The following is a 23,734-nucleotide window of genomic DNA, read 5'->3' as shown; positions in this document are numbered from 1 at the left end:
ACCTCAGCCCAGGAAGAAATCCAGTGGAATCAGCTCGACGCCCCACCCGCCCGCCTCCCCCAGCGTGGCGGCGGGGTGCATGGCCGCCAGGCGCAGGGCCTCGTCGCGGTTGTCCGCCTCGATGATGAACATCCCGCCCACCATTTCCTTGGCCTCGGTGTAGGGGCCATCGGTGATCTGCGGCTTGCCGCCGCGTGGGCGCAGCGTGACCCAGTCTTTCGGCTCGGCGAGCGACGCGGACACCAGCATCTTCCCGGTGGCGCGCATCTTCTCGTCCAGCGGCGGGCATTGGCTCACCAGGGCCTGCACCTCGGCGGGCGCCATGGCGGCGAACTTTTCGGGGTTGTAGTACGCAAGACCGAGGTACTTCATGAACGACTCCTTCGGGTTGGTGATGCCTTCACGACGAAGCAGGGGGCCCGCGATCGACAGGCCCGGCAAATGCCAGCAGTTTCATGAAGCCCGGCGGGAAGGCCCCATGGCGCTGCGTCTCCTCCGCCAGGATTCGTCTTTGTACCGTTGACATACTGACCCAACAACATGAATTCCTGCCAGTTTCGAAAAGCACTGAGCGGCTACAGGAACACGAAGTGGTTGCACGCGGCCACGAAGGCCGGTGAGGCGTCGGGCCGGCCAAAGCCGTAGACCGCGATGTCGGCTTCGCGCAGGCGCCCGGCGATGCCGGTGAAGTCGCTGTCGCACGAGGCGATGCAGATGCCATCCAAGCGAGGGCGGCGGGACCGCAGCTCCATGGCGTCCATGATGAGCGCGGCGTCCGAGGCGTTCTTCTGGTGGGCGTAGTGGAATTGCTGGATGGGGCGGATGGCTAGGGTGTGCAGCATCCGGCGCCAGGCGAGTTGTCGGGGGTTGGTCCAGTCCGCGTAAGCGCGGCGGACGATGGCCTCGCCACGGTCGGAGACGTGGGCCATGAGCCGCAGGGCCTTGCGGGCGCTCATGTTTTCGGCGTCGATGAGCAGGGCCAGGCGGGGTCGCCGTGCTGCGACGAAGGGAGCTTGTTGCATGTGCCTTCCTGTTGCTTTGCGGGTGATGTCACCGCCACCCTTGTGAGGTGGCGGTGGCCCAAGCAGGTTGGCGTACCGTGCACTGCGGACAGTTTCGGCGAGACTCGCGTCTCCCCACTCGGGCCACCATGAAAGAGGCACGAATGTGAGAAAGCCGCAGGGCTCAAATCGAGTTGCGGCTTTCAAGCCGCAGTGCACGGGACGCCAATCCCGGTCGCATTTTTGTACGAAAGAAGCAGTATATCCACAGCACTAAGCGCCGCGCACCCGATCGATCAAGGCCAGGACATCGGCCGGCAATTCATCCCCGCGCCAGGCCACATGCTGGTCCGGCCGCGACAGCACCCACCGGTGGCGGTACAGGCCCGTGGCTTCGGCCGGGCTCAGGTCCACCACGCGCAGCGGCAGGCCGCGCTGCTTCGCGGCGTCGAGCAAGGGGCTCGCATCGGCCTGCGGGTCCAGCCGCAGCAGCGCGAAGCCGTCGCCCATCGCGTCGTAGAGCGAGCGCCCGCCGTCCAGCCACACGTGCGGCGTGCGGCAGCCCGGCACGGTGGACGGCGTGAAGGTGTCCATGGTGTAGCCGGGCGGGCTTTCGCCGTCGGGGACGATCAGGGGCGAGGCGTCGTAGAAGTAGCCGAAGTTCAGGCCCGCGCAGCAGTACTGCTTCACGTTGAGGTCGTACAGGGTCTTGCCGGCGGCGGCGCGCAAGGCTTCACCGGCCGGGCCTTCGGCCTCCAGCTCGGGCGGCACACTCTCGCGTTCCTTCTGCAGCGCGATGGAATGGTTCATCGCGAAGCGCGACACCTGCTCGGTGATGGGCAGGCGCTCGGCTTCGTAGGCATCGAGCGCGCGCGGCCCGGCCCAGCCCTGCAGGTGGCCCGCGAGCAGCCACGAGAGGTTCATGGCATCGGCGATGCCCGCGTTCATGCCGTAGCCGGCCATGGGCACCCAGAGGTGCGCGGCGTCGCCGCAGATGAAGATCCGCCGCTCGCGCAGCTTGTCGGCCACGAGGCGGCGGCCGATCCAGTCTTCCTTGGAGATCACCTCGTACTCGAAGTCGGCCCCCACGCCGAGGATGGTGCGGATCGAGGCGTCGCGGTCCACCGACTCGAAGTCGGTCTCGCCGGGGCGCAGGTAGTTGTGCAGCACGAATTTCTCGATGCCGTCGATGGCGTACACGTTGCCGCTGCGGCGCGGGTTGTACGAGAAGGTGGCCCAGGCCGGCGGGTGCTGAGCGCGCCGCAGCAGGTCGGGCGCGCGCAGGAAGGTGGACTGCACGCGCTGCACCACCTCCACGCCGTGCAGCGCGGCACCGATCTTCTTGCGGACCAGGGAGCGCCCGCCGTCGCAGCCGATGAGGTGGTCGGCGCGCAGCGTCACCGTGGCGCCGCTGCCGAGGTCCACGGCCTGGGCGCTCACGCCCATGTCGTCCTGCGCGAGGTCCTCGATGCGGGTGTGCGTGAGGATGCGCAGGCCGGGCGTGGCCAGCGCGTGCTCGAACAGCACCGGCTCCAGGTAGATCTGGTTGATGCGGTGCGGCGGCTCGGGCGTGGGCCAGCCGGTGTCCGGGCCTTGCGTGGCGGTGTAGCGGTCGCGCCGCGAGGGGATGGGGATGCGCGAGAGTTCGTCGCCGGTGAAGGTGGTGCGGTAGGCCACGTCGGCGGGGTGGTCCGCCGGCAGGCCGGTGTCGCGCAGGGTCTTGGCGCACGCCGAGGCGGCGGAAGATCTCCATGGAGCGCGCCGAGACGTGGTTGCACTTGGCCTCGGGCCGTTCGCCGCGCGGGCGCTGCTCCACCAGCAGCACGTCGATGCCGCGTTGCGCGAGGTCGATGGCGAGCGTGAGGCCGACCGGGCCGCCGCCCACGATGAGGACTTGAGCTGAATGGGTGTTCGTCATGGGGCTCGAAGGTGGGAAGGCCGCAGTTCGTCGATGCGGGTGCAGCCGAGCAGGGCCAGGCTGGTCTGGATCTCGCTCTGCAGGATGCCGATCGCCTGCTCGACCCCGGCCTGCCCGCCGACGGTGGCGGCGTAGAGCATGGGCCGGCCCACGAAGACCAGGCGCGCCCCGAGCGCGAGGGCCTTGAGCGCGTCGGTGCCGCGCCGGATGCCACCGTCCAGGCACACCGGCAGCTCGCCCGCCGCGTCCAGCACCTCGGGCAGCACGTCCAGCGGCGCGGCCGCGCCGTCGAGCTGGCGCCCGCCGTGGTTGGAGACGATGAGGCCGTCCACACCGGCCTCGCGGGCCAGGCGCGCGTCGTCGGCGCTGAGCACGCCCTTGATGAGCAGCGCCCCGCCCCACTGGCGGCGGATGAAGGCCACGTGCGCCCAGGTGAAGCGGTCGCGGTCCGAGCGCGCGGCGGCCGTGGGGGTGGCGATGATGGGTCGGCCTGTGGCCTCGCCACCGAAGTTGGGCAGGCGGGGAATGCCGTCGGCCAGCAGGGTGCGCGCGAAAGTGCCGCACAGCCAGCGCGGGTGCAGCACGCCGTCCACGGCGAGCGAGAGGCGCGGCTTGAGCGGGATGGTGAAGCCCAGGCGCCGGTCGCGGTCGCGGTTGGAGGCGATGGGCACGTCCACGGTGACCACGAGCACGCCCACCTGGGCGCTGCGCAACCGCGCGAGCAAGGCGGTGATGCGCGCTTCGTCGCCGGGAATGTAGCCCTGGTACCAGCTGCCCGGCGCGGCTTGCATCACCTGTTCCAGCGGCACGCTGGAGGCGGCGCTGAGCACGAAGGGGATGCCGCCGGCGCGCGCGCCCTGCGCGAGCGCGAGGTCCGCGCGGTGCGCGAACAGCGCGCAGCCGCCCATGGGCGCGATGCCGAAGGGCGAGGCGTAGGGGGTGCCGAACAGCGTGGTGTCCTGCCTCACCGAGGCCACGTCCACCAGCGTGCGCGGCACGAAGGACCAGCGTTCGAACGAACGCGCGTTGGCCAGCACCGAGGCGCCGCGCTCCGAGCCGTTGGCCGCGAAGCCGTAGAGCGCGCGCGGCAGGCGCGAGCGCGCGGCGGCGTCGAAGTCGTCGAGGTTGAGGACCACGGGGTCAGGCCCGCAGCGCCTGCACGGCGCCGGGGATCAGGTCGAAGCCCAGGCCCGGCGCTTCCGACATGCTGATGCGGCCACCCACGGGCTCGGGGAAGCCCTGGTAGAGGCGCTTCATCATCGCCACCACCGGCAGGTGCCACTCGACCTTGGTGCCGTTGCCCACGCCGGCCTGCAGGTGCATGTTGTGCAGCGGGTAGGCGCCGCCGCTGGTGATGGACACGTTGAAGGCGTTGGCCAGCGCGGCGATGCGCACGCACTGCGTGAAGCCGCCGGTGATGACCACGTTGGGCTGCACGAAGTCCACGCTGCGCGCCATCAGCCAGTCGCGGAAGCGGTAGGCCAGGCCTTCGTTCTGGCCGCAGGTCAGCGGCATGCCGGTGCGCGCGCGCAGGTCGGCCATGGCCAGCACGTCGTTCTGCGTGATCGGTTCTTCGAAGAAGCCGAGGTTGCAGTCGGCGGTCAGGCGGATCAGGCGCTCGGCGTGGTACGCGTCCAGGCCGCAGTTGGCGTCGATGTAGAGCGAGACCTCGTCGCCCGCGGCCTCGCGCACCGCGTGCACGCGCTTGGCGTCTTCCTTGATGACCGACATGAGGCTGCGGCTCTCGCGGCGCGGCAACGCGCGAAAGCCCACCACCATCTTCAGATGCTCCACGCCTTCGGTTGCGCAGGGACTTGACCGCGCCGCGCAGGCCGTCGATGTCGAGGAACTCGAAACCGAAGGTGGCGTAGATGTCGAGCTCCTTGCGCGCCGCGCCGAGCAGGCGCCAGATCGGCTGCTTGAGCGCCTTGCCCTTGATGTCCCACAGCGCCACGTCGATGGCGGCGATGGCGTGCTGCGCGTAGCCGGTCTGGCCGCGCGAGGCGGTGAGCCAGTACATCTGCTCCCAGCGCGCCTCGTGCGCCAGCGGGTCGGTGCCGATGAGGGCCGGCGCGAGCACGTGGGTGATGATGGACTCGGCCACCTTCTCCTGCGTGATCGCGGTCAGGCCGTGGCCGATCAGGCCTTCGTCGGTCTCGACCTCGACGACGCAGCAGCCGAGCGCCTCCTGGTGCCGGCCGCCGCCGGGCACGTCGAGCGTGAAGGGGATGTGGAGCGCGGTGGCGGTGATGCGGATGATTTTCATGGGCGAAGGGTGGAATTCAGGCCAGGGTGAACAGGCGGCCGCCGGCGGTGCGGCTGCGTGGGTCTTCGCCCGCCGCGCGCACCACGTCCCGGAAACCGCTGGGCGAGCTGCCGATGGCGGGAAGGCCGAGCTGCTCTTCCAGCGTGGCGATGGCGTCGAGCGTGAGCAGGCCGCCGCAGGACATGAAGATGCCTTGCGCGCCAGGCGCCTGGGCGTGCACCTTTCGGCTCAGCGCGACCAGGCGTTCGGTGGAGACCTCGGCCGCGCCGCCGACCGGCTCGATGCCCAGGCCTTCGATGGCGGTGACCTCGAAGCCCAGGGCGCCGAGGTAAACAACCAGGCGCTGATTGAGCTCGTCGATGTACGAGGTCGCCACCGCCACGCGCTGCACACCCAGGGCCCGCAGCGCCGAGACGACGGCGTGGCTCATGGTGGTGCAGGGCACGCCCGTGGCCTGCTGCATGGCGTCGCGCAGCTGGTCGGTGAAGGCCGGGCCCTGGTAGAAGCTGAGCGAGGTGCCCATGAGCGAGATCGCCTGCGCGCCGTCCGCTCGCAGGGCGCGGGCGTGGTCGACGATCTGGTTCACCACGGGCGCGAAGCCCCGGGGCGACACGCCGTCGATGCCCAGGCCGCGCGCGATGAAGTCGAAGCGCTCGCCGTACAGCAGGGGCGCATCGGGCGGCACGCGCCCGTGGGCCGGCGGCACGATCAGGCCGATGCGGGGGCGCGGCGCGCTCATTCGGCCGAGATGCCCTGGGCCTTGATGACCCGGCCCCACTCCGCGTACTCGCGCTTCACGTCGGCCGCCAGCGGGCCCGGCGCCAGGTAGGCGGTGGTGACGCCTTGCGCGGCGGCGGCGCTGGCCGCTTCGGGCGTGGCGCAGCAGCTCACCCACGGCCGCGCTCAGGCGGTCGATGACGGCCTGCGGCGTGCCGGCCGGCGCCAGCAGCATCTGGCGGGGCGCGACGTGAAACCCCGGCACCACCTCGGCCAGGGTGCCGATGTCGTCCGCGCCGGCCAGGCGGGTCGAGCTGAACATGGCGATGGCCTTCACGCGCCCGCTGCGAACCTGCGGCACGCCGGCCGCGGCGCTCACCACGCCGAACTGCAACTGGCCATTGATCACGTCGGTGACGAGCTGCGACGCGCCGCGGTAGGGGATGTGCAGCAGGTGCGTCTTGGTGCGCGACTTGAACAGCTCCACGCCCAGGTGGTGCACGGTGCCGATGCCCGAGGTGCCGTAGGTGAAACGGCCCGGGTTGGCCTTGACCAGCGCGAGGAACTCGGCCGGGTTGCTGGCCTTCACCTCGTTGTTCGCCACCAGCAGCAGGCGCGACTGGAACAGGCCGGCCACGGGCACGAGCGATTTGATCGGGTCCAGCGAGGAGGTCTGGTTCTGCAGCTGCGGTGCGATGAGCAGCGCGCTTTCGCCGTGCAGCAGCGTGTAGCCATCGGCCGGCGCCTTGGCCACGGTGTCGGCGGCCAGCAGGCCGGCCGAGCCGGCGCGGTTCTCCACGATGACGGACTGGCCCAGCGCGGTGGTGAGTCGCTGCGCGACGATGCGCGCCATGGTGTCCACCGCGCCACCGGCGGCGTAGCCGACGAAGATGCGGATCGGCCGGTTGGGGTAGGGGCCGGCCTGGGCGAAGGCCAGGGGCGCGGCGCCGGCGGCGAGGGCCGCGCCCACGAAGCTTCGTCGGCGGAGGTTGGGGTTCATCGTCTTGTCTCCTGGTGGTGGTTGTTCAGGCGACCCGCACTTCCACGAGCGAGGGGCCTCTCGAGGCGAGGGACGCTTTCAAGGCCGCGTGCAACTGGCCGGCGTCTTCCACGCGCTCGCCGGGCACACCATGCCCTTGCGCCAGCGCGACGAAGTCGATGCCCGGCAGGTCGGTGCCCGGCAGCACGGCGCCGGCCGGGAAACCGAGCACGCCGCCGAAGCGCTTCATCGCGCCGTAGCGGCGGTTGTTGACCACGACGAAGCTGATGTTCAGGCCGAGCTGCGCGGCGGTCCACAGCGTCTGGATCGAGTACATGCTGGAGCCGTCGCCGATGATGGCGATCACGCGGCGCTCGCGCCAGGCCAGGGCGATGCCGGCGGCGGCCGGCATGCTGTGGCCCAGGCCACCGCTGGCCATGGTGAAGAAGGAGCGCGGCTTCAGGATGGGCAGGTGCTGGTGCATCACCACGCGGGCGGTGGGCGCCTCTTCCACGATCACGTCGTCGGGCGAGCGCAGTTCCGCGATGGTCTGCAGCAGGTAGGCCACCTGGGTCGGCGCGCCCGGTTCGGCGCGGGCTTCGCGCACCCAGGCCGGCGGCGGGGTGCGCGCGCGCTGCGGTTGCGCGCCCTGCAGGGCCTGCAGCGCCAGCGCCACGTCGCCCACCACCGAGGTGCCCACCGGCGAGCGCGCGGCGGCATCGGGGTCTTCGGTGAGCTGCCACAGCGTGGCGCCGTCGGGCAGGTGCGGGCCGTCGCCTTCCACGTGGTAGGTGAACACCGGCGCGCCGATCACCACGACGAGGTCGTGGCCGGCCAGTTTCTGCACGATCTGCGCCTTGACCGCGGGCAGGAAACCGTGGAACAGCGCATGGTCCTCGGGGAAGCCCGCGCGCGCCGACATGGGCGCGTTGAACACCTTGGCGCCGTGGCGCTCGGCCAGGGCGACGATGCCGTCCCAGGCCCCGGTGCGGTCCACTTCCGCGCCGGCCACGAACACCGGCCGCTCGCAGGCCGCGAGCGCCTGCGCCAGCGCGGCGATGGCCTGCGGTTCGGGCGCCGTGCGCCGGCTCATGGCACGCTGCACCACCGGCTCGGCGGGCTGGTCCCAGTCGTCCGAGGGCACGGAGACCAGCACCGGGCCGCAAGGCGCCTGCAGCGCGCGGCGGCAGGCGGTGGCGATGGCCTGGGGCACGTCCTGCGCGCGCGCCGGTTCGATGCTCCATTTCACGTACGGCTGCGGCAGCTCGGTGGCGCGCTCCGAGGCCAGGTAGGCGTCCAGCGGCTGGATCGAGCGCGACTGCTGGCCCGCGATGACCACCAGCGGCGTGCGGTTCTTGAACGCCGTGTAGAGGTTGCCCATGCCGTGGCCCACGCCGGCGGCCGAGTGCAGGTTGACGAAGCCGACCTTGCCGGTGGCCTGGGCATACCCGTCGGCCATGCCCACGCACACGGCTTCCTGCAGGCCCAGCACGTACTGGATGTCGCTGGGGAAGTCGCGGAACATGGGCAGCTCGGTGGAGCCCGGGTTGCCGAAGATGGTGTCCACGCCGAACTGGCGCAGCACGTCGTACACGCCGTCGCGCACGGTGAAAGGGGTCGGGGAAACGGGGCTCATGCGGAATAGCTGCGGTTGACGAACTTGGTGTGGAGGTAACTGTCGAGGCCCTCTTCGCCGCTCTCGTAGCCGTAGCCGCTGTCGCGCACGCCGCCGAACGGCGCCTCGGCGACGGTGACGACGGTGCTGTTGATGGCGACGCTGCCCACCTCCAGGTCGGCGATCATCTGGCGTTGCAGGCGCGCGGAGTCGGTGAACACGTAGGAGCCCAGGCCGTAGCGCGTGGCGTTGGCCAGCTCGATGGCCTGCGCGGGCGTGTCGAAGGCGCGGATCAGCGCGACCGGGCCGAAGGGCTCCTCGCGCATGGCCTTGGCATCGGGGTTCACGTCGGCGAACACGGTGGGCTGGTGGAAGTAGCCCTGCTCGCCCACGCGCTCGCCGCCGGCCACCAGCGTGCCTTCGGTGCGTGTCGCATCGACGAGCTCGCGGATCGCGCCCAGGCGCCGGCCGTTGGCCAGCGGCCCCATGTCGGTGCCCTCGGCCAGGCCGTCGCCCACGCGCAGTTGCGAAGCGGCGGCCGCGAAGGTGTCGACGAAGCGCGCGTAGGCGCCGCGCTGCACGAAGAAGCGCGTGGGCGCGTGGCAGAGCTGGCCGGCGTTGCGGAACTTGGCCGCGACCAGCTGGCGCGCCACGGCGTCCACGTCGGCGTCATCGAACACGATCACCGGCGAGTGGCCGCCGAGTTCCAGCGTGAGGCGCTTGAGGCCGGGCGCGGCCAGGCGGGCCAGGCCCTGCCCCACCGCCACCGAGCCGGTGAAGGACACCTTGCGGATCACGTCCGACGCGATGAGGTGCGAGGACACGAAGGCCGGCACGCCGAAGACGAGGTTGATGACGCCATCGGGCGCGCCGGCTTCGATGAAACACTCGACCATCTTCGCGACCGAGGCCGGGGTTTCCTCGGGCGGCTTGAGGATGCAGGAGCAGCCCGCCGCGAGCGCGCCGCCGAGCTTGCGCGCGGCGAGGATCACGGGCACGTTCCAGGGCGACATCAGCAGGCAGGGGCCCACCGGCTCTTTGCGCACCTCGTAGTCGGCGCCCGGCTGCGGCGCTGGCAGGATGCGGCCGTAGACGCGCTTGGCCTGCTCGGCGTACCACTGCACCATGTCGGCCGCCACATCGACTTCCATGCGCGCCTGGGCCAGGGGCTTGCCCTGCTCCAGCGTGAGCAGGCGCGCGATGGCCTCGCGCTGCGCGCGCAGGTTCTGCACGCCCTGCAGCAGCACGCGCTGGCGCGCCGCCGCGGGCGTGGCGCGCCAGACCTTGAAGCCCTGGGCCACCGCCGCGAGCGCGTCGTCGAGGTCGCGCGCCGAGGCGTGCGTCAGCTCGTCGAGCACGGCTTCGGTGGCGGGGTTGATCACCGGGCTGCGGGTCTCGGCGCTGCCCGCGCGCCACTGCCCGCCGATGAACAGGCGCGGCGCGCGGTAGGTGATCTCGCTCATGCTCACTGATCGGCCTTGATGTTGTTCTTGCGCGCGACCTCGGTCCAGGTGGGGATCTCCTGCGCGATCTGGCGGGTGAAGGCTTCCGAGGTGCTGGAGGCCGGCGTCAGGCCCAGCTGGGCCATGCTCTTGAGCGTCTCCGGGTGCTGCACCGCCTTGGCACTTCACGCTCCAGCAGCTTCACGATGGGCGCGGGCGTGCCGGCGGGCGCGAACAGGCCGATCCAGAACTGGATGCTCAGGTCGATGCCCTGCTCCTTGAGCGTGGGGATGTCGGGGAAGGACGGGTTGCGCACGTCGGAGGACACGGCCAGGCCCCGCACCAGCTTGCCGTTGATGGCGCCGGCCGCCGGGCCGGGGTCGAGCATGCTGAAGGTGGTCTCGCCGCCGGCCACGGACTTCATCGAGTCGCCGCTGCCCTTGTAGGGCACGTGCTGCGACTGGATGCCGGTGCGCTCCTTCAGCAGCTCGGTGGCGAGCTGGAAGGTGGAGGCGCTGGAGGCGTAGTTGGAGAGCTGCGGGTTCTCCTTGGTGTACTTCACCAGGTCGGGCATGGACTTGAACGGCGAGTCCGCCTTGACCGAGACGATCAGCGGGAAGGTCGCGATCGTGGAGATCGGGATGAAGTCCTTCTGCGGCGAGTACGGCAGGTTGGCATAGGTGGCGGCGTTGATCACCAGCGGGCCGCTGGCGCCGATCATCAGCGTGTAGCCGTCGGGTGCGGCCTGCTTGGTCACCACCGCGCCCACGATGGCGCCGGTGCTGGGGCGGTTCTCCACCACCACCGGCTGGCCCAGGCTGTCGCCCAGGCGCTTGGCGACGATGCGCGCGAGGATGTCGTTGGAGCCGCCGGGCGAGTAGCCCACGACGAACTTGATGGGCTTGGACGGGTAGGTGTCCTGGGCCTGCACCGCCATGGCAATGGCGGACAGCGCGACGCAGGCCAGAAGGCTTCGGCGAATCATGGTCTTGTCTCCTGTTCTTGAAGGTGTCGAGTATTGGCCCGATGCCATGCCTCGTAAAATGGTGAATTGCTCTCATCCATAACTTTTTGAACATAGCAGGACGGCCCATGGACTGGACGAATCGACTGCGCCTGCGGCACCTGCAGATCCTGGTCAGCCTGGCGGAGACGCAGAACATCAGCCACTCCGCCGAGCGGCTGCACATGACGCAGCCCGCGCTCTCGAAATGGCTCAAGGAGCTGGAGGCCGACATTGGGCTGACGCTGTTCGAACGCCACGCGCGCGGGCTTCGCCCCACCGCCCACGGCCAGATCCTGCGCGAGTTCGCGGTGCACATCGGCAACGAGCTCGACCGCGCGCGGGAAGAGATGGCCGCGCTGCGCGACGGCGGCAGCGGCCGCGCGGTGATCGGCGCCTCGGGCGCCACCATCGCGGGCGTGGTGCCGCAGGCGGTGCTGTCGCTGCTGGCCCGCATGCCCAACGCGAGCGTGGAGCTGGTCGAGGCGCCGATGGACCGGCTGTTCCAGCAGCTCACGCAGCGCGAGATCGACATCGCGGTGGGCCGGCCGGCGGCCAAGTACCACGACCCGGGCATCGCCTCGGAGGTGCTCTACGAGGAGCGGCTGCATTTCGCGGTGCGGCCGGACCACCCGCTGGCGCAGCGCAAGTCCCTGCAGTGGTCGCACCTGCTGGCCCAGCGCTGGGTGGTCTGGACGCGCGACATCCCCGCGCGCGACCTGCTCGAATCCGCGCTCTCGGCCGCCGGCCGCACGATCCCGGGCGCGAGCGTGCAGTCGAACTCCCTGCTCGCCACCATCGCGCTGGTGGCGGAAAGCGACATGGTGGCCGTGGTCTCCGAGCGCGCCATCGAGCTGCCCGAGCGCTGGAAGATGCTCAAGCGCCTGCCGCTGTTGCTGGAGACGCCCAGCGCCATGACCATGTACTGGCGCAAGGACGCGCTCGGCTTCGCGGCGGTGGACGGCCTGCTGGACGCGCTGCGCGAGGTGGCGCGGCAACCGGCGCGCACCGTGCGCCCTCGCAAAGCCTAACCGGGCAGGCGCGAGGCCGCCTTCTTCACGGCAGACGCGAAGGCCGTGGCCGCCAGCTTGGGCTGCGTGCCGCGCAGCGACACCACGTGCAGCTCGATGTGCACCGTGGGGTTGCTGAGCATGGACACCTTGAGCCCCTGGCGCAGGCAGTCCTCCAGCGCGAAGGACGGCACGATGGCGTGGCCTCGGCCGGCGCGCACCATCGCGATCAGCGTGCCGATCAGGTTCATGCGCGGCCGCTCCTCGTGCGCGCGCCCGATGCGCGCGAGGTGTTTTTCGATCACGGCCTGGATCGGGTTGTCGACCGGCAGGCTGATGAGCGGCAGCTCCGCCAGGCTGCTCCAGGTCTGGCTGGGCCCCAGGCCGCCCGCGCCCTTGCCCGGCGGGCTGATGCGCATCAGCCGGAACTTGCACAGCGGCTGGCGCTGCAGGCCCACGGCGGGCTTGATGAAGAAGCCCAGGCCGATGTCGGCCTCACCCTCCAGGATGCGCTGGCGCACCACGCTCACGTCCACGTCCGCCAGGTGGATCTGCACCTGGGGGTGGCTCTGGTTGAAGGCGCTGATCACCTCCGGCAACAGGCTGGCCGAGACCATGGGCGTGGCCGCCACATCGATGCGCGAGCGCACGGCCGCCTCGGTGCCGCCGATCACGTCGTCGATGGCGCGCAGCTCGGCCACGATGCGCTCGGCCACCGGCTGCAGGCGGCGCCCTGCGTCGGTGAGCGTGACGGAGCGCGTGGTGCGGTCGAACAGGCGCGCGCCCACCTGGTCTTCGAGCTCCTTGACCAGCATGCTCATGCCCGAGGGCGACAGGTGCACCTGTTCGGCCGCCTTGGCGAAGCTGCGCAGGCGCGCCACCTCCAGAAAGGCCTGGAGCTGCCGGCTGCCCACATTGATCAATTTTCTTGAAGAGTTGTTCAAAATCTTCCGTTTGATGAATGTCAAAGGTGTTGCTGTAATTCTCCCTCATCAATGGAGACCGCACCATGAAAACCCCTCCCGCCTTCCTTCCCCCCTCCCCGCTGCGCCGAAGCCTCGTGCTCGGTGGCCTGGCCACGGTGGCCGCGCCTTTCGTGCGGGCCCAGGGCCCGGCCAACGGACCGGTGCGCCTGGTGGTGCCGTTCACCCCCGGCACCGGCATCGACCTGATCGCGCGCCAGATCGCGCCCCAGCTGGCCGAGCGCCTGAAACGGCCCTTCTTCGTCGAGAACAAGGCCGGCGCCTCCGGCAACATCGGCACCCAGGAAGTCGTGCGCGCCACGCCGGACGGCAGCACGCTGCTGGTGAGCGTCAACACGCTGGTGATGAACGCCGCGCTGTACCCGAACGCGGGCTTCAACCCGGTCAAGGACCTCGCGGCCGTCTCGCTCACGAGCTGGGGCCAGCTGCTGCTGGTGACCCACCCCAACACCAAGATCGATTCGCTCAAAGGCCTGCTGGAGCGCGCCCGCGCGCGCCCCGGCGCCCTCAACTACGGCTCGCCCGGCGCCGGCACGCCGCACCACCTGGCGATGGAGCTGCTGAAGAACCGCGCCAAGATTTCCATCACGCACATCGGCTACCGGGGCACGGCGCCGGCCGTGACGGACCTGCTGGGCGGACAGATCGAACTGATGTTCCTGCCGATCCACGTGGCGCTGCAGCACATCAAGGCGGGCAAGCTCAAGGCGCTGGCCATCAGCTCGAGCCAGGCGAACCCGCTGCTGCCCGACGTGCCGCCGCTCAGCAGCCTGAACCTGGGCAACCTGAACGTGGACATGTGGTACGGCGTGCTGGCGCCCGCGGCCACGCCGCGCGCGCTGATCGACCAGCTGAACAAGGAGCTGCGCGACATCCTGGCGCAGCCCGCGATCGCGACCGCGTTCGAGACCCAGGGCATGACGCCCGCCCACTCCACCCCGGAGGCGTTCCAGCAGCTGATGACCACCGACGCCCAGCGCTGGGCCAGCCTGATCAAGGCCCAGGGCATCACCGCCGAGTAAGAGAGAACAGAGAGAAGAGCCACACATGAGCAAACACAGCAACAAGGCCGACAGCACGTTCGACACCGAGGTGGTCATCGTCGGTGGCGGCCCGGTGGGCACGGGCCTGGCGATCGAGCTGGGCCAGCGCGGCGTGCGCTGCGTGGTGGTGGAGCGCTACCCGCAGCCGCAGCCGATCCCCAAGGGCCAGAACCTGACCCAGCGCACCATGGAGCACTTCCACGCCTGGGGCGCGGAGCCGGCGCTGCGCGCCGCGCGCACCATTCCGCCGGAGTACGGCATCGGCGGCCTGACGGCCTACGGCACCCTGCTGGGGCCGCACTACGACTGGCTGCAGCGCGACCTGGTCAAGCCCTATTACTTCACCGGCAACGAGCGGCTGCCGCAGTACGCCACCGAGGCCGTGCTGCGCCGCCGCGTGGCCGAGCTGCCCAGCGTGCACACCCTGTACGGCTGGGAGGCCGAGGACGTGCAGCAGGACGCCGACGGCGTGACGGTGAGCGTGGTAGAGCGCGGCGGCTCGGGCCGCCGGCAGCTGCGCGCGGCCTATGCCGTGGGCTGCGACGGCGCGCGCTCGGTGATCCGCGACAAGGCCGGCATGACCCAGACCCGCACCGACCACGACCGCATGATGGTGCTGCTGGTGTTCAAGTCCGAAGGGCTGCACGAGTTGCTCAAGCGCTACCCCGGCAAGTCCTACTACAACGTGCTGCAGCCGGGCCTCAAGGGCTACTGGAAATTCTTCGGCCGGGTGGACCTGGGCAGCACCTGGTTCTTCCACGCGCCGGTGCCGCCGGGCACCACCAAGGACAACTTCGACTTCGCGGCCTACCTGCACGAAGCCGTGGGCGCGCCGTTCGAGGTCGAGTTCGAGCACATCGGTTTCTGGGACCTGCGCTTCATGCTGGCCGACAGCTACCGCCAGGGCCGCGTCTTCATCGCGGGCGACGCCGCCCACAGCCACCCGCCTTACGGGGGTTATGGCGTGAACTCCGGCCTGGAGGACGCGCGCAACCTGGGCTGGAAGCTGGCGTCCACGCTGCAGGGCTGGGGCGGCGGGGAGCTGCTCGACTCCTACGATGCGGAACGCCGCCCGGTGTTCGGCTCCACGATCCGCGACTTCATCGCCAAGTCGATCGACACCGACCGCGAGTTCCTGGAGACGCACGACCCAGCCGTCGACCAGGCGCGGTTCGACGCCGCCTGGCAGGCGCGCGCGAAAGGCGCGGTGGGCGAGGTGCACGCCTTCGAGCCGAACTACGAAGGCTCGCCCGTGGTGCAGCCCAACGGCAGCGGACAAGGCCCGAGCTCGGTGGGCTCGCACCAGTTCGTCGCGCGGGCCGGCCACCACATCGCGCCGGCGGTCCTGTCCTCCGGGCGCAACGTGTACGAGGCCTTCGGGCCGGGCTACACCCTGATCGCGCTGGGCGCCAGCGCCGCGGAGGCGCAGGCGTTCCGCGAGGCCGCGGCCGCCCTGACGCTGCCGCTGAACGTGGTGGAAGACACCCGGACCGGCGAGGCCGCGCGCTACGAAGCCCGCCTGGTGCTGGTGCGGCCCGACAGCTTCGTCGCCTGGACCTCGGACACGCCGGGGGTGGTGGATGCGGCGCAGGCGCGCGCGGTGCTGGCGATGGCGCGCGGCGGCTGAATCAGGGGCTGCTGGCCGCCCGTTGCGGCAGCAGCAGCCGCGACGGGTGCAGCCGGTCGTGGTGGTAGGTGTCGGTGCCGACCTTCTGCCCATACCAGTGCGTCATCGGCTGGTCGATCATCGTGGAGTCGTTGTTCGTGATCTCCAGCCGCAGGCGCTCGCCGGGCTGCACGACGAAGCCCATGGGCATGAGTTCGATGCGCAGCTCCACCACCTGACCCGGCGCCACGGGCTCGACCTGGTCGTGGGTGTGGAAGGGGCGCAGCTCCTGCGTCAGCGCCGGGTCCTCGCGCCGGTGCGAGGCGCGCAGCCAACCCTGGCTCATCTTGCGCGCGGGCCCGGGGCGGCCCGGCGCGGGCAGCAGGCTCAGTTTGACGAAGACGTCGAAGTCGGTCTGATCGGACGAGGCGTGCAGCACCAGGGTGCCCTGGCCGGTGAACTCGTTTTCCTTCTCAAACGGCGCCGTGGTGAAGGTGTTGATGCGGGCCACGTGGTCGGGCACGCCGTTGACGAAGGTGGTCACCCCGGCCACCCACTGTTCGTCGGGGTAGGTCCATGCGGTGGTGGCGGTGGCCTCGGCCGGCACGGCATCCGTCAGCGAGCCGTCGTTGAGCGAGTTCACCACGCCGCTGCGCGCGCCGCTGAGGTAGAAAGCGCGCGGCGCCGCGTCGGCCGGGGGCCAGGCGTCGGTGCTCGCATAGCGCCCGCGCCCGTTGACGAAGTAACGCACCGCCGCCTGGTCCATGACGCCGTTGTCCACGCCTTTGAGGTGGTGGTCGTACCAGGGCAGCAGCTCCTCGCGGTGCAGGGCCTCTTCGGCGAAATAGTGCTGTGCCTTGTGGAAGGTGTCGGGCTCGGTGATGAGCAGGCGGCGCGGGCCGCGCACACCGGCAAAGCCGTTGACGTTGCCGCGCAGGTGCAGCGAGGCCTTGCCCCAGACGCCGATGGAGAACACCGGGATGTCGATGTTCCCGAGTTCCCAGAAGGCGGCGCGGCGGCGGTGCCACCCGTCGTCCAGCGTGTGCGACAACACGTCGGGCAGCACCTCGTGGCGCGCGCCGCCGCGCACGTCGTGCCCTTCGGCGGTGTGCTGCAGCAGCACCGAACCGATCAGCCAGGAACCCAGGAAGCCCTGGATGGGCACACCCCCGTGGTACAGGAAGTCGCGGTAGGGGTCGCACGAACCGTCGTACGGCACGATGGTGGTGAGGTGCGGCGGGCGCGTGCGCGCGGCGTTCCACTGGCTCATGGCGTAGTAGGACTGGCCGATCATGCCGATGCGCCCGCTGGACCAGGGCTGGGTGGCGATGTGTTCGATCGCGTCGTGCGTGGCCTCGCCTTCGGCCTTGGACCACGGGTCCCAGATGCCTTCGGACACGCCCGAGCCCGGCAGGTCCAGGATGACGTAGGCGTAGCCGTGGTCCAGGTACAGCTGGATGGGGCCGTATTCGATGAAGGGGAACACGCCCATGGCGGGCAGGCGGCGCAGGGACTTCTGGTACGGCGAAGCGGCCAGCAGCGTGGGGAAGGCGCCCCGCCCGCCGGGCGGCAGGTAGACGTCGGCGCGCAGCAGCAGGCCGTCGCGGGTGCGGAACTGGATCTCGAACGGGGTGACGTTCACGGTGGTCATGCGCGGGTTTCCTCAGAGGGGGTCATGTCGAAGCGGTCGCCGAAATCGAAGTAGTCGTCGTGCACGAAGCCATTCTCGTAGTACTGGATCTCCCACCAGTTGTGGTCGAGGTCTTCGAAGTAGAACGAGTACACGCCGTGCATGTCCTGGATGGGGAGCACCTGGCGGATGCCGTAGGTGTCCTTGAACCGCAGCGCCAGCGCGTGCGCGTGGTCCACCTCGTCGCGCGAGGCGACGTCCAGCCCCCAGTGGTTGAGCACGTTGCAGGGGTGGATCTGGTCGCCCACCTCCACGCACACCACATGGAAGCGCATGCCCAGGCGGATCGACATCGCGGGCTTGGCGTGGCGCGCGCATTCGAGCCCCAGGAACTCTTCGTAGAAGCGGCGCGAGGCCGTGAGGTTGAAGCACTCCAGCGTGCCGTGGCTCAGGCACAAAGGCTTGAGCACGGAGTGGCGCGCCGGCGGTTCGACGCGGCAGTTGTCGGGGACGAATCCAGCGATCATGGCGATGGGTCTCTCTCTCGGTTGAAGGTCAGTGCGGGGCCGGGCGGCGGTCGGCCTCGGAGATGAAGGCATCGGCGAAGAACTGGTTGGCCGGCAGGCCGGCCTCGCCGAAGTCGCGGCGGGCCGCGTCCACCATGGGCGGTGCGCCGCAGGCATACACCTGGTGCCGCGACAGGTCGGGGTGGTCCTGCAGCACGGCGCGGTGCACGAAGCCGGTGCGACCGGCCCAGGCGGGGTCGTCGCCCGCTTCGCTGAGCACCGGCACGTAGCGGATGTGGGGGTGTTCGGCGGCCCATTGGCGCGCCTGCGCATCGAGGTAGAGGTCGATCCGCCGGCGGCCGCCCCAGTACACGTCGATGGGCCGGCGCAGGCCCTGGGCCAGGCTGTCTTCCACCATGGCCTGGATGGGCGCGAAGCCGGTGCCCGAGGCGAGCATGACCACGGGTTTGTCGCTCTGCGCGTCGAGGAAGAAGCTGCCCTGGGGCGCCTCCACGCGCAGCAGGTCGCGTTCGCGCAACTGCCCGAACACGTGGTCGGTGAAGCGGCCGCCGGGCATGTGGCGGATGTGCAGCTCGATCTGCCGCCGGCCACCGGCGCGCGGTGCGCTGGCCATGGAGTAGCAGCGCCGCAGTCCGTCGCCGAGCACGATCTCGAGGTACTGGCCAGCGCGCCAGTTCAACGGCTCGTTCGGTGGCGTGCCCAGCAGCAGGCGCATCACGTCGGGCGCGAGCCGCTCCATGCGCAGCACCCGCACCGGCAGCGTGCGCGCCGGCACCAGGTGGGGGTCGAAGGGTTCGATCTCGAAGCTGCAGTCCGTCAGCGGGCGCGCGCAGCACAGGTGCACATGGCCCTGCGCCTTTTCTTCGTCGGACAGGTAGTGCGGGTGCACGTCGCCGAAGTCCACCTGGCCCGACACCAGGCGGCCCCGGCAGGTGCGGCACACGCCCGAGCGGCAGCTGTAGCGCATCGCCACGCCGCTGGCCAGGCCGGCGCGCAGGATGTCGGTGCCGGGACCACAGGCAAAGGATTGGTCGGCCGGATGCAGCGTGATGGTGAAGCTCATGCGCGAGACTTTGGCAGCGCGCCGCGAGGCCGTCCAACAAATAGTCGTGATGGGCGCCATGTCGCCGCGAAATGGCCGCCGTGGCCTTCGTGGCTTTCCCCAATGGACGCGCTCGCCAGCCTGCCTACACTGCCCCCACCCATGAACATCAACACCGTCGACCTGAACCTGTTCCTTGTCTTTCAGGCCATCTACGTCACCGGCAGCGTGACCGTCGCCGGTGAAAAGGTCTGCATGACGCAGTCGGCCGTGAGCAACGCGCTCAAGCGCCTGCGCGAGCGCTTCGACGACCCGCTGTTCGTGCGCACGCCCAAGGGCATGGTGCCCACGCCCATCGCCAAGCAGCTCATCGGCCTGGTCGAAGAAGGCCTGGCCAAGTTCAACCAGGCGCTGGACCAGGTGCGGCGTTTCGATCCCGCCACCAGCGACCGCCTGTTCCGCATCGCCATGAACGACGTCGGGCAGCTGGTGGTGCTGCCGCGCCTGATGTCGGCGGCGCGCGCGCAGGCGCCGCATGTGCAGTTCGAGATCATCGGCACCTCGCCGGAAGAAACACGCCACCTGATGGCGGACGGCGGCGTCGACCTGGCGATCGGCAGCTGGGCGCCCATGGGCGCGGGCTTCCATGCGCAGCACCTGTTCGACGAGACCTTCTTCGCGCTCATGCACGTGGACCACCACATCCGCTCCGAGCGCATGAGCTTCGACGAGTACTTCGGCGCCGAACACCTGGCCTACCGGCCCAGCGGCGCCAGCGATGCGGCCCTGCAGTCCACGCTGATGGCGGCCGACCTGCTGGCGCGGCGCAAGGTGGTTCTGACGGCCGCGCACTCCCTGGGCCTGTCGGCCTTGTTGAGCGAATCGCGCCTGGTGCTCACCGTGCCGTGCCGGCTCGGCCAGGCCATGATGGCCTCGCGCGACCAGCTGCGCTCGGCGCAACTGCCGTTCGAGGTGCCGCCGTTTTCGGTGCGCCAGCAATGGCACGACCGCGCGCACGCCGATGGCGGCAACATCTGGCTGCGCGAACTCACGCTGGCGCACGCTGCACGACGGGGAGACGGCGGCATCGCCGGGCGAACCCGGCTGAAGCGCCTTCGTCAGCGCGCCGCCACCAGGGTGTTGCGCAGCGTGCCGATGCCGGAGATGGCGACCTCGATCACGTCGCCCGCCTTCATGAACACCGGGGGCTTGCGCCCGGCCCCCACGCCGGCCGGTGTGCCCGTCAGCAGCACATCGCCGGCGTTGAAGCAGTACCAGCGCGAGAAGTGCGCGATGGTCTCGGGCAGGCTGAAGATCAGGTCGCTCACGGGCGAGGACTGCATGAGCGCGCTGTTGAGGTGGGTGGTGATGTGCAGGCGCCCCACGTCGGGCACTTCGTCTGCCGTGAGCAGCACCGGCCCCAGCGGCGTGAAGCCCTCGAACTGCTTGCCCATGATGTTGACCTCCCAGGTCTGGCGCGCCTCCCAGGGCTGCGTCGCGCCCCAGACGTCGCGCACCCAGTCGCGCGCGGAGATGTCGTTGGCCACGGTGTAGCCGGCGACGCAGGCCATCGCCTGGTCCGCGCTCACGCGGTGGCAGCGCCGGCCGAAGACCACCGCGAGCTCGCCCTCGTAGTCCACGTGCGCGGGCGCGTCGGCGGGCAGCGCCACCGCGTGTTCCGGCCCGACGATGGAGGCCGCCACCTTGAGGAAACCGGTGGGCTGCCGGGGCGCGGGCGTGCCGGCCATTTCGGCCAGGTGCGACTTGTAGGCCAGGCCCGCGGCCACCACCAGGCCGGGGTTGGGCACGGGCGCGAGCAGGCGGGTGCCCGGTGGCATCAGCGCCCCACGCTGGCGCAGGCGGTCCTGCAGGCCGGGGTCGGCCTGCACACGGTCCACGAGGCCGCGCACCAGGGCCAGCGCGGCGGACCCGCCGGCCAGCAGCTCGCGCAGGCTCTCGGGCAGCCAGGCCTCCAGGCTGTCGGCCTGGGCCGCGCGCCGCAGCGCCAGCACCTCGCCCGAAGGCAACAGGGCACCGGGCTCGCCGCCGCGCACGGAATCGATGGTCACGAGTTTCATGGGGATCTCAGAAGTGGTGGCGCATGCCGAGGGCGTAACCGGTGCCGGTACGCAGGCCGGTGGCCCGGTCGTTCATCACCACGGCGTACACATCGGTGCGCTTGGACAGGCTGTGCAGGTAACCCGCGGCCAGCGTGGTGCGATCGCGCTCGGTGGTGCCGGCCTGCGTACGTTCGGTGCGCACCCACGAGGCGATGAAGCGCCCGGCGCCGAAGGGCACGGCCGCGTGCACACCGACGGTGTCCAGGTCGATCTCGGCCTGGCCGCGCGGGCGCAGCGTGGCCTTGGCCCACTGGCCGAACAGCTTGACCACCTGGAAGTCGTAGGACACGCTGCCGAGCGTGCTCGACTCGGCTTCGATCACGTAGGGCGCGCCCGCCGGGTCGGTGCGCGAACGCGGCACGTTGTACGCCGCCGCGCGGATCCTGCTGACGCTCAGCGCCGCCGCGAAAGGACCCGAGCGGTAGTTCGCCGTGCCATCGAAACGGCGCCCTTCGGGCGCGGCTTCGCCCGGTGCGACCTGCAGCGAGCCGGAGAAGTTGCCCAGCGTGGGCGTGTTGTAGACCAGCGAGTTGTTCCAGCTGCCGTCGCTGATGCCGTGCGAGGCCAGCATGGGCTGCGAGCCGACGAAGGTGTGCAGCATGAACGGGCCCAGCGTGGTGGAGTCGCCAAAGGGCGTGAAGCTCAGCGTGTTGACGAAACTGCCGGTGGGAATGCGGCCCGCGCGGAACTGCCCGAAGGCGCCGCGCACACCGACGAAGCTGTAGCGCGAGAAGAAGCGGCCGGCGGCGTTGTCGCCCGGGTGGCGGCCGACCTCGCCGGTGTCCAGGCGGAAGTTGCGCACCGAGGTCGAACAGCGCGGTGAGCCCACCGCCCAGGTCTTCGGAGCCGCGGATGCCCCAGCGCGAGGTGGTCATCATGCCGCCGTCCACGCGCGAGACGCGTGATTCGCCCGCGAGCTGTCTGGCGTAGAAGCCGCCGTCGACGGTGCCGTACAGCGTGGGGCCGGTGTTGCTCTGTGCCGTGGCGGGCAGGCCCGTGAGGGCCAGCGCCGCCGCGACGGCGATGCCGCTTTTCGTGGTGTTCAAAAGGTGTCTCCTGGTTGTTGAATACGGGCAGCGGGATGCTAGGTATTCGACTTCCGGAAAACCAATGAAAGCTCGTGATGCGGCGCATGCGTTTGCGAAATGTCGGCGGGACATTTTCAAAACGGATGGGGCGCATCACCAATCTTCGTTTGAAGCGCGCGAGCAGCCGGCCTAGCATGCGGACAGCCCAACACAAACACAGGAGACAGACCCATGCGCCTGAGCAGAAGAAGCCTTGTCGCGGCGATGGCCGCGACCTCACTCACCACCACCGCCGGCCTGGCGTTCGCGCAGGACGCGGGCCGCCCCATCCGGCTGCTGGTGCCGCTGCCGCCGGGCTCGGGTGGCGACAACATCGCGCGCATCCTCGCCACGCCCTTGCGCGATCTGCTGGGCCACCCCATCGTGGTGGAGAACCGGCCGGGCGGCGACATGATGATCGGTGCCAGCCAGGCGGCCAAGGCGCCGGCCGACGGCAACACCTTGTTGATGGCGCACATGTCGACCATGGTGATGAACCCCTTCGCCTACAGCAACATCAGCTACGACCCGGTGAAAGACTTCAGCCCCATCGGCAAGATCAGCGAGAGCACCGCCGTGGTGGTGGTGCACCCCGCCGTGCCCGCCAAGACCCTGGGCGAGTTCGTGGCCTACGTGAAGGAGCGGCCGGGCCAGGTGTCCTACGGCACGGCCATCCTCATGGTGCAGATCGCCGGCGAACAGCTGGTGCACACGCGCCAGCTCCAGATGACGCGCGTGCCGTACAAGGGCGGCGCCCAGGTGATGCAGGACACGCTGGCGCGCCACATCGACATGTCGATCGCCGACACCTCGTCCTACCTGGCGCTGATCAGGGCCGGCAAGCTGCGCCCGTTGGTCACCACCGGCGCGGAGCGCAACCCCTTGCTGCCCGACGTGCCCACCGCGCGCGAGGCGGGCTTTCCGGAAATGGAGATGCGCGGCTGGTGGGGCCTGTTCGCGCCGGCACAGACCTCCAAAGAGGTGGTGAACAGGACGGCGGCGGCGCTGCAGAAGGTGCTGGCCCTGCCGGACGTGGTGCAGCAGCTGCGCGCCATCGGCGCCGAGCCCCGGCCGCTCCCACCCGAGGCCTTCGCGCTGGAGATGAAGCAGCAGCAGGACCATTGGGGCCAGGTCATCAAGACACTGAAGATCAAGGCCAGCGAATGACGATGAAAACGTTCAGTACAGGAACACCTCGCCGCCCCGGCTGGCGAAGAGCTTTCTCGCGAGGTCCCTCGCCCTGTGTCTTTCCTGGCTGGCGATCGCGCGCACGTAGTCCAGCTTCTCGGCGCTGAGGCCGGGGAAGCGCGTGGCGATGTCGGTGTCGCCGCGCGCCGCGCAGCGCACCGCCTCGCCGTACGACCAGCGCAGGTCGTTGCACAGCTCGAGCACCTGCTTGGCCGCCACCGCGCGGGGCAGGCGCAGGCCGTGGAACTCCAGGTAACGCGCCAGCTGGGCCTCGTCCTCGGCCTCGATGAGCAGCGTGCCGTTGTCCTCATGGGACCGCGCGCGGTGGTAGAAGTCCAGCTGGGTCAGGGCCTCCACCTCGTCGGGCCGCAGGCGCACGGGTGGGTCCGGGGGAAGTTCGGTCGGCGCGCTGTGCCGGGGGTTGCTCAACGGAAACGGGATGACGGGCATGGACAGCAGAGAAGTTCAACTGCCTTCATTCTGCAGACCCTGGCTCCGGCACGGGGCGCGCGCTGGCCGGGAAGCACAGAAAGCCCTGGAAAGCGTGAATTCCGCACCGCGATGCGTGCGGCGCGGA

At 70.2% G+C, this 23,734-nt stretch carries 20 protein-coding genes and 4 pseudogenes; 5 read left to right on the top strand and 19 right to left on the bottom strand.

Going from position 1 to position 23,734, the window contains the following annotated elements:
- Positions 1-3: 3 nt before the first annotated feature.
- The 11 genes and pseudogenes from ACFJI0_RS01345 to ACFJI0_RS01295 all read right to left on the bottom strand — a co-directional run bounded on the left by ACFJI0_RS01345 (position 4) and on the right by ACFJI0_RS01295 (position 10,923).
- Complete coding sequence (locus ACFJI0_RS01345) at positions 4-372, bottom strand: YciI family protein (protein WP_382323178.1); 369 nt, start codon at positions 370-372, stop codon at positions 4-6.
- Between the two features lie 203 nt (positions 373-575).
- A complete protein-coding gene (locus tag ACFJI0_RS01340) occupies positions 576-1,022 on the bottom strand; it encodes an NYN domain-containing protein (protein ID WP_382323177.1) in 447 nt (148 codons plus the stop codon).
- 252 nt (positions 1,023-1,274) lie between these two features.
- Positions 1,275-2,919 (bottom strand): annotated as a pseudogene (locus ACFJI0_RS01335) (FAD-dependent oxidoreductase).
- Entirely contained in the window at positions 2,916-4,055 is a 1,140-nt protein-coding gene (locus ACFJI0_RS01330; RefSeq protein ID WP_382323176.1) for an alpha-hydroxy acid oxidase, read from the bottom strand. Before ACFJI0_RS01330 ends, ACFJI0_RS01335 begins: the two are co-directional and overlap by 4 nt.
- 4 nt (positions 4,056-4,059) lie before the next feature.
- Positions 4,060-4,698, bottom strand: a complete 639-nt coding sequence (locus tag ACFJI0_RS01325; protein ID WP_382323175.1) for an enolase C-terminal domain-like protein — start codon at positions 4,696-4,698, stop codon at positions 4,060-4,062.
- 175 nt (positions 4,699-4,873) lie between these two features.
- A pseudogene (locus tag ACFJI0_RS01320) lies at positions 4,874-5,185 on the bottom strand (mandelate racemase/muconate lactonizing enzyme family protein); the annotation flags it as partial.
- Between the two features lie 16 nt (positions 5,186-5,201).
- Positions 5,202-6,902, bottom strand: coding sequence for a tripartite tricarboxylate transporter substrate-binding protein (locus ACFJI0_RS01315; RefSeq protein WP_382323173.1), 1,701 nt, complete (start codon positions 6,900-6,902; stop codon positions 5,202-5,204).
- A 25-nt stretch (positions 6,903-6,927) separates the two neighbouring features.
- Positions 6,928-8,517, bottom strand: coding sequence for a benzoylformate decarboxylase (gene mdlC / locus ACFJI0_RS01310; RefSeq protein WP_382323172.1), 1,590 nt, complete (start codon positions 8,515-8,517; stop codon positions 6,928-6,930).
- A complete protein-coding gene (locus ACFJI0_RS01305) occupies positions 8,514-9,959 on the bottom strand; it encodes an NAD-dependent succinate-semialdehyde dehydrogenase (RefSeq protein ID WP_382323171.1) in 1,446 nt (481 codons plus the stop codon). Before ACFJI0_RS01305 ends, mdlC begins: the two co-directional genes overlap by 4 nt.
- Before the next feature lie 2 nt (positions 9,960-9,961).
- Positions 9,962-10,084, bottom strand: coding sequence for a hypothetical protein (locus tag ACFJI0_RS01300; RefSeq protein ID WP_382323170.1), 123 nt, complete (start codon positions 10,082-10,084; stop codon positions 9,962-9,964).
- Entirely contained in the window at positions 10,066-10,923 is an 858-nt protein-coding gene (locus tag ACFJI0_RS01295) for a Bug family tripartite tricarboxylate transporter substrate binding protein (RefSeq protein ID WP_382323169.1), read from the bottom strand. The genes ACFJI0_RS01300 and ACFJI0_RS01295 overlap by 19 nt, the downstream gene beginning before the upstream one ends.
- A gap of 107 nt (positions 10,924-11,030) precedes the next feature.
- On the opposite strand from ACFJI0_RS01295, the gene ACFJI0_RS01290 reads away from it, so the two are divergent.
- A complete protein-coding gene (locus tag ACFJI0_RS01290) occupies positions 11,031-11,972 on the top strand; it encodes a LysR family transcriptional regulator (RefSeq protein WP_382323168.1) in 942 nt (313 codons plus the stop codon).
- Here ACFJI0_RS01290 and ACFJI0_RS01285 read toward each other — a convergent pair.
- Positions 11,969-12,865, bottom strand: a complete 897-nt coding sequence (locus ACFJI0_RS01285) for a LysR family transcriptional regulator (RefSeq protein WP_382325871.1) — start codon at positions 12,863-12,865, stop codon at positions 11,969-11,971. The genes ACFJI0_RS01290 and ACFJI0_RS01285 overlap by 4 nt on opposite strands.
- 95 nt (positions 12,866-12,960) lie before the next feature.
- On the opposite strand from ACFJI0_RS01285, the gene ACFJI0_RS01280 reads away from it, so the two are divergent.
- Positions 12,961-13,956, top strand: coding sequence for a tripartite tricarboxylate transporter substrate binding protein (locus ACFJI0_RS01280; RefSeq protein WP_382323167.1), 996 nt, complete (start codon positions 12,961-12,963; stop codon positions 13,954-13,956).
- Between the two features lie 25 nt (positions 13,957-13,981).
- Complete coding sequence (locus ACFJI0_RS01275; protein WP_382323166.1) at positions 13,982-15,604, top strand: FAD-dependent monooxygenase; 1,623 nt, start codon at positions 13,982-13,984, stop codon at positions 15,602-15,604.
- 1 nt (position 15,605) lies between these two features.
- Here the strand turns inward: ACFJI0_RS01275 and ACFJI0_RS01270 are convergent, their stop codons facing one another.
- The 3 genes from ACFJI0_RS01270 to ACFJI0_RS01260 are packed head-to-tail and all read right to left on the bottom strand — an operon-like array spanning position 15,606 to position 18,803.
- Positions 15,606-17,234 carry a CocE/NonD family hydrolase gene (locus ACFJI0_RS01270; RefSeq protein WP_382323165.1) on the bottom strand — a complete coding sequence of 543 codons (1,629 nt, stop codon included), beginning with the start codon at positions 17,232-17,234 and terminating at the stop codon, positions 15,606-15,608.
- Positions 17,231-17,740, bottom strand: coding sequence for a VOC family protein (locus tag ACFJI0_RS01265; RefSeq protein WP_291119714.1), 510 nt, complete (start codon positions 17,738-17,740; stop codon positions 17,231-17,233). The genes ACFJI0_RS01270 and ACFJI0_RS01265 overlap by 4 nt, the downstream gene beginning before the upstream one ends.
- Positions 17,741-17,768: 28 nt before the next feature.
- Entirely contained in the window at positions 17,769-18,803 is a 1,035-nt protein-coding gene (locus ACFJI0_RS01260) for a CDP-6-deoxy-delta-3,4-glucoseen reductase (protein ID WP_382323164.1), read from the bottom strand.
- On the opposite strand from ACFJI0_RS01260, the pseudogene ACFJI0_RS01255 reads away from it, so the two are divergent.
- Positions 18,780-19,799 (top strand): annotated as a pseudogene (locus ACFJI0_RS01255) (LysR family transcriptional regulator); the annotation flags it as partial. The gene ACFJI0_RS01260 and the pseudogene ACFJI0_RS01255 overlap by 24 nt on opposite strands.
- 101 nt (positions 19,800-19,900) lie before the next feature.
- Here ACFJI0_RS01255 and ACFJI0_RS01250 read toward each other — a convergent pair.
- The 3 genes and pseudogenes from ACFJI0_RS01250 to ACFJI0_RS01240 form a co-directional block, all read right to left on the bottom strand.
- Positions 19,901-20,860, bottom strand: coding sequence for a fumarylacetoacetate hydrolase family protein (locus ACFJI0_RS01250; protein WP_382323163.1), 960 nt, complete (start codon positions 20,858-20,860; stop codon positions 19,901-19,903).
- 7 nt (positions 20,861-20,867) lie between these two features.
- Positions 20,868-21,731 carry a porin gene (locus ACFJI0_RS01245; protein WP_382323162.1) on the bottom strand — a complete coding sequence of 288 codons (864 nt, stop codon included), beginning with the start codon at positions 21,729-21,731 and terminating at the stop codon, positions 20,868-20,870.
- Between the two features lie 46 nt (positions 21,732-21,777).
- Positions 21,778-22,062, bottom strand: a pseudogene (locus ACFJI0_RS01240) (hypothetical protein); the annotation flags it as partial.
- A gap of 99 nt (positions 22,063-22,161) precedes the next feature.
- Between ACFJI0_RS01240 and ACFJI0_RS01235 the strand changes: the two are divergent.
- Positions 22,162-23,136, top strand: coding sequence for a Bug family tripartite tricarboxylate transporter substrate binding protein (locus ACFJI0_RS01235; protein ID WP_382323161.1), 975 nt, complete (start codon positions 22,162-22,164; stop codon positions 23,134-23,136).
- Between the two features lie 12 nt (positions 23,137-23,148).
- Here ACFJI0_RS01235 and ACFJI0_RS01230 read toward each other — a convergent pair whose 3' ends face one another.
- Entirely contained in the window at positions 23,149-23,607 is a 459-nt protein-coding gene (locus ACFJI0_RS01230; protein ID WP_382323160.1) for a hypothetical protein, read from the bottom strand.
- Between the last annotated feature and the right edge of the window lie 127 nt (positions 23,608-23,734).

Origin of the sequence: Hydrogenophaga sp. UC242_53 (assembly GCF_042696965.1) — a bacterium.
Taxonomy (GTDB): domain Bacteria; phylum Pseudomonadota; class Gammaproteobacteria; order Burkholderiales; family Burkholderiaceae_C; genus Hydrogenophaga.
Note: the sequence above shows the minus strand (reverse complement) of the source record. Positions and strands in the feature narration are given on the sequence as shown.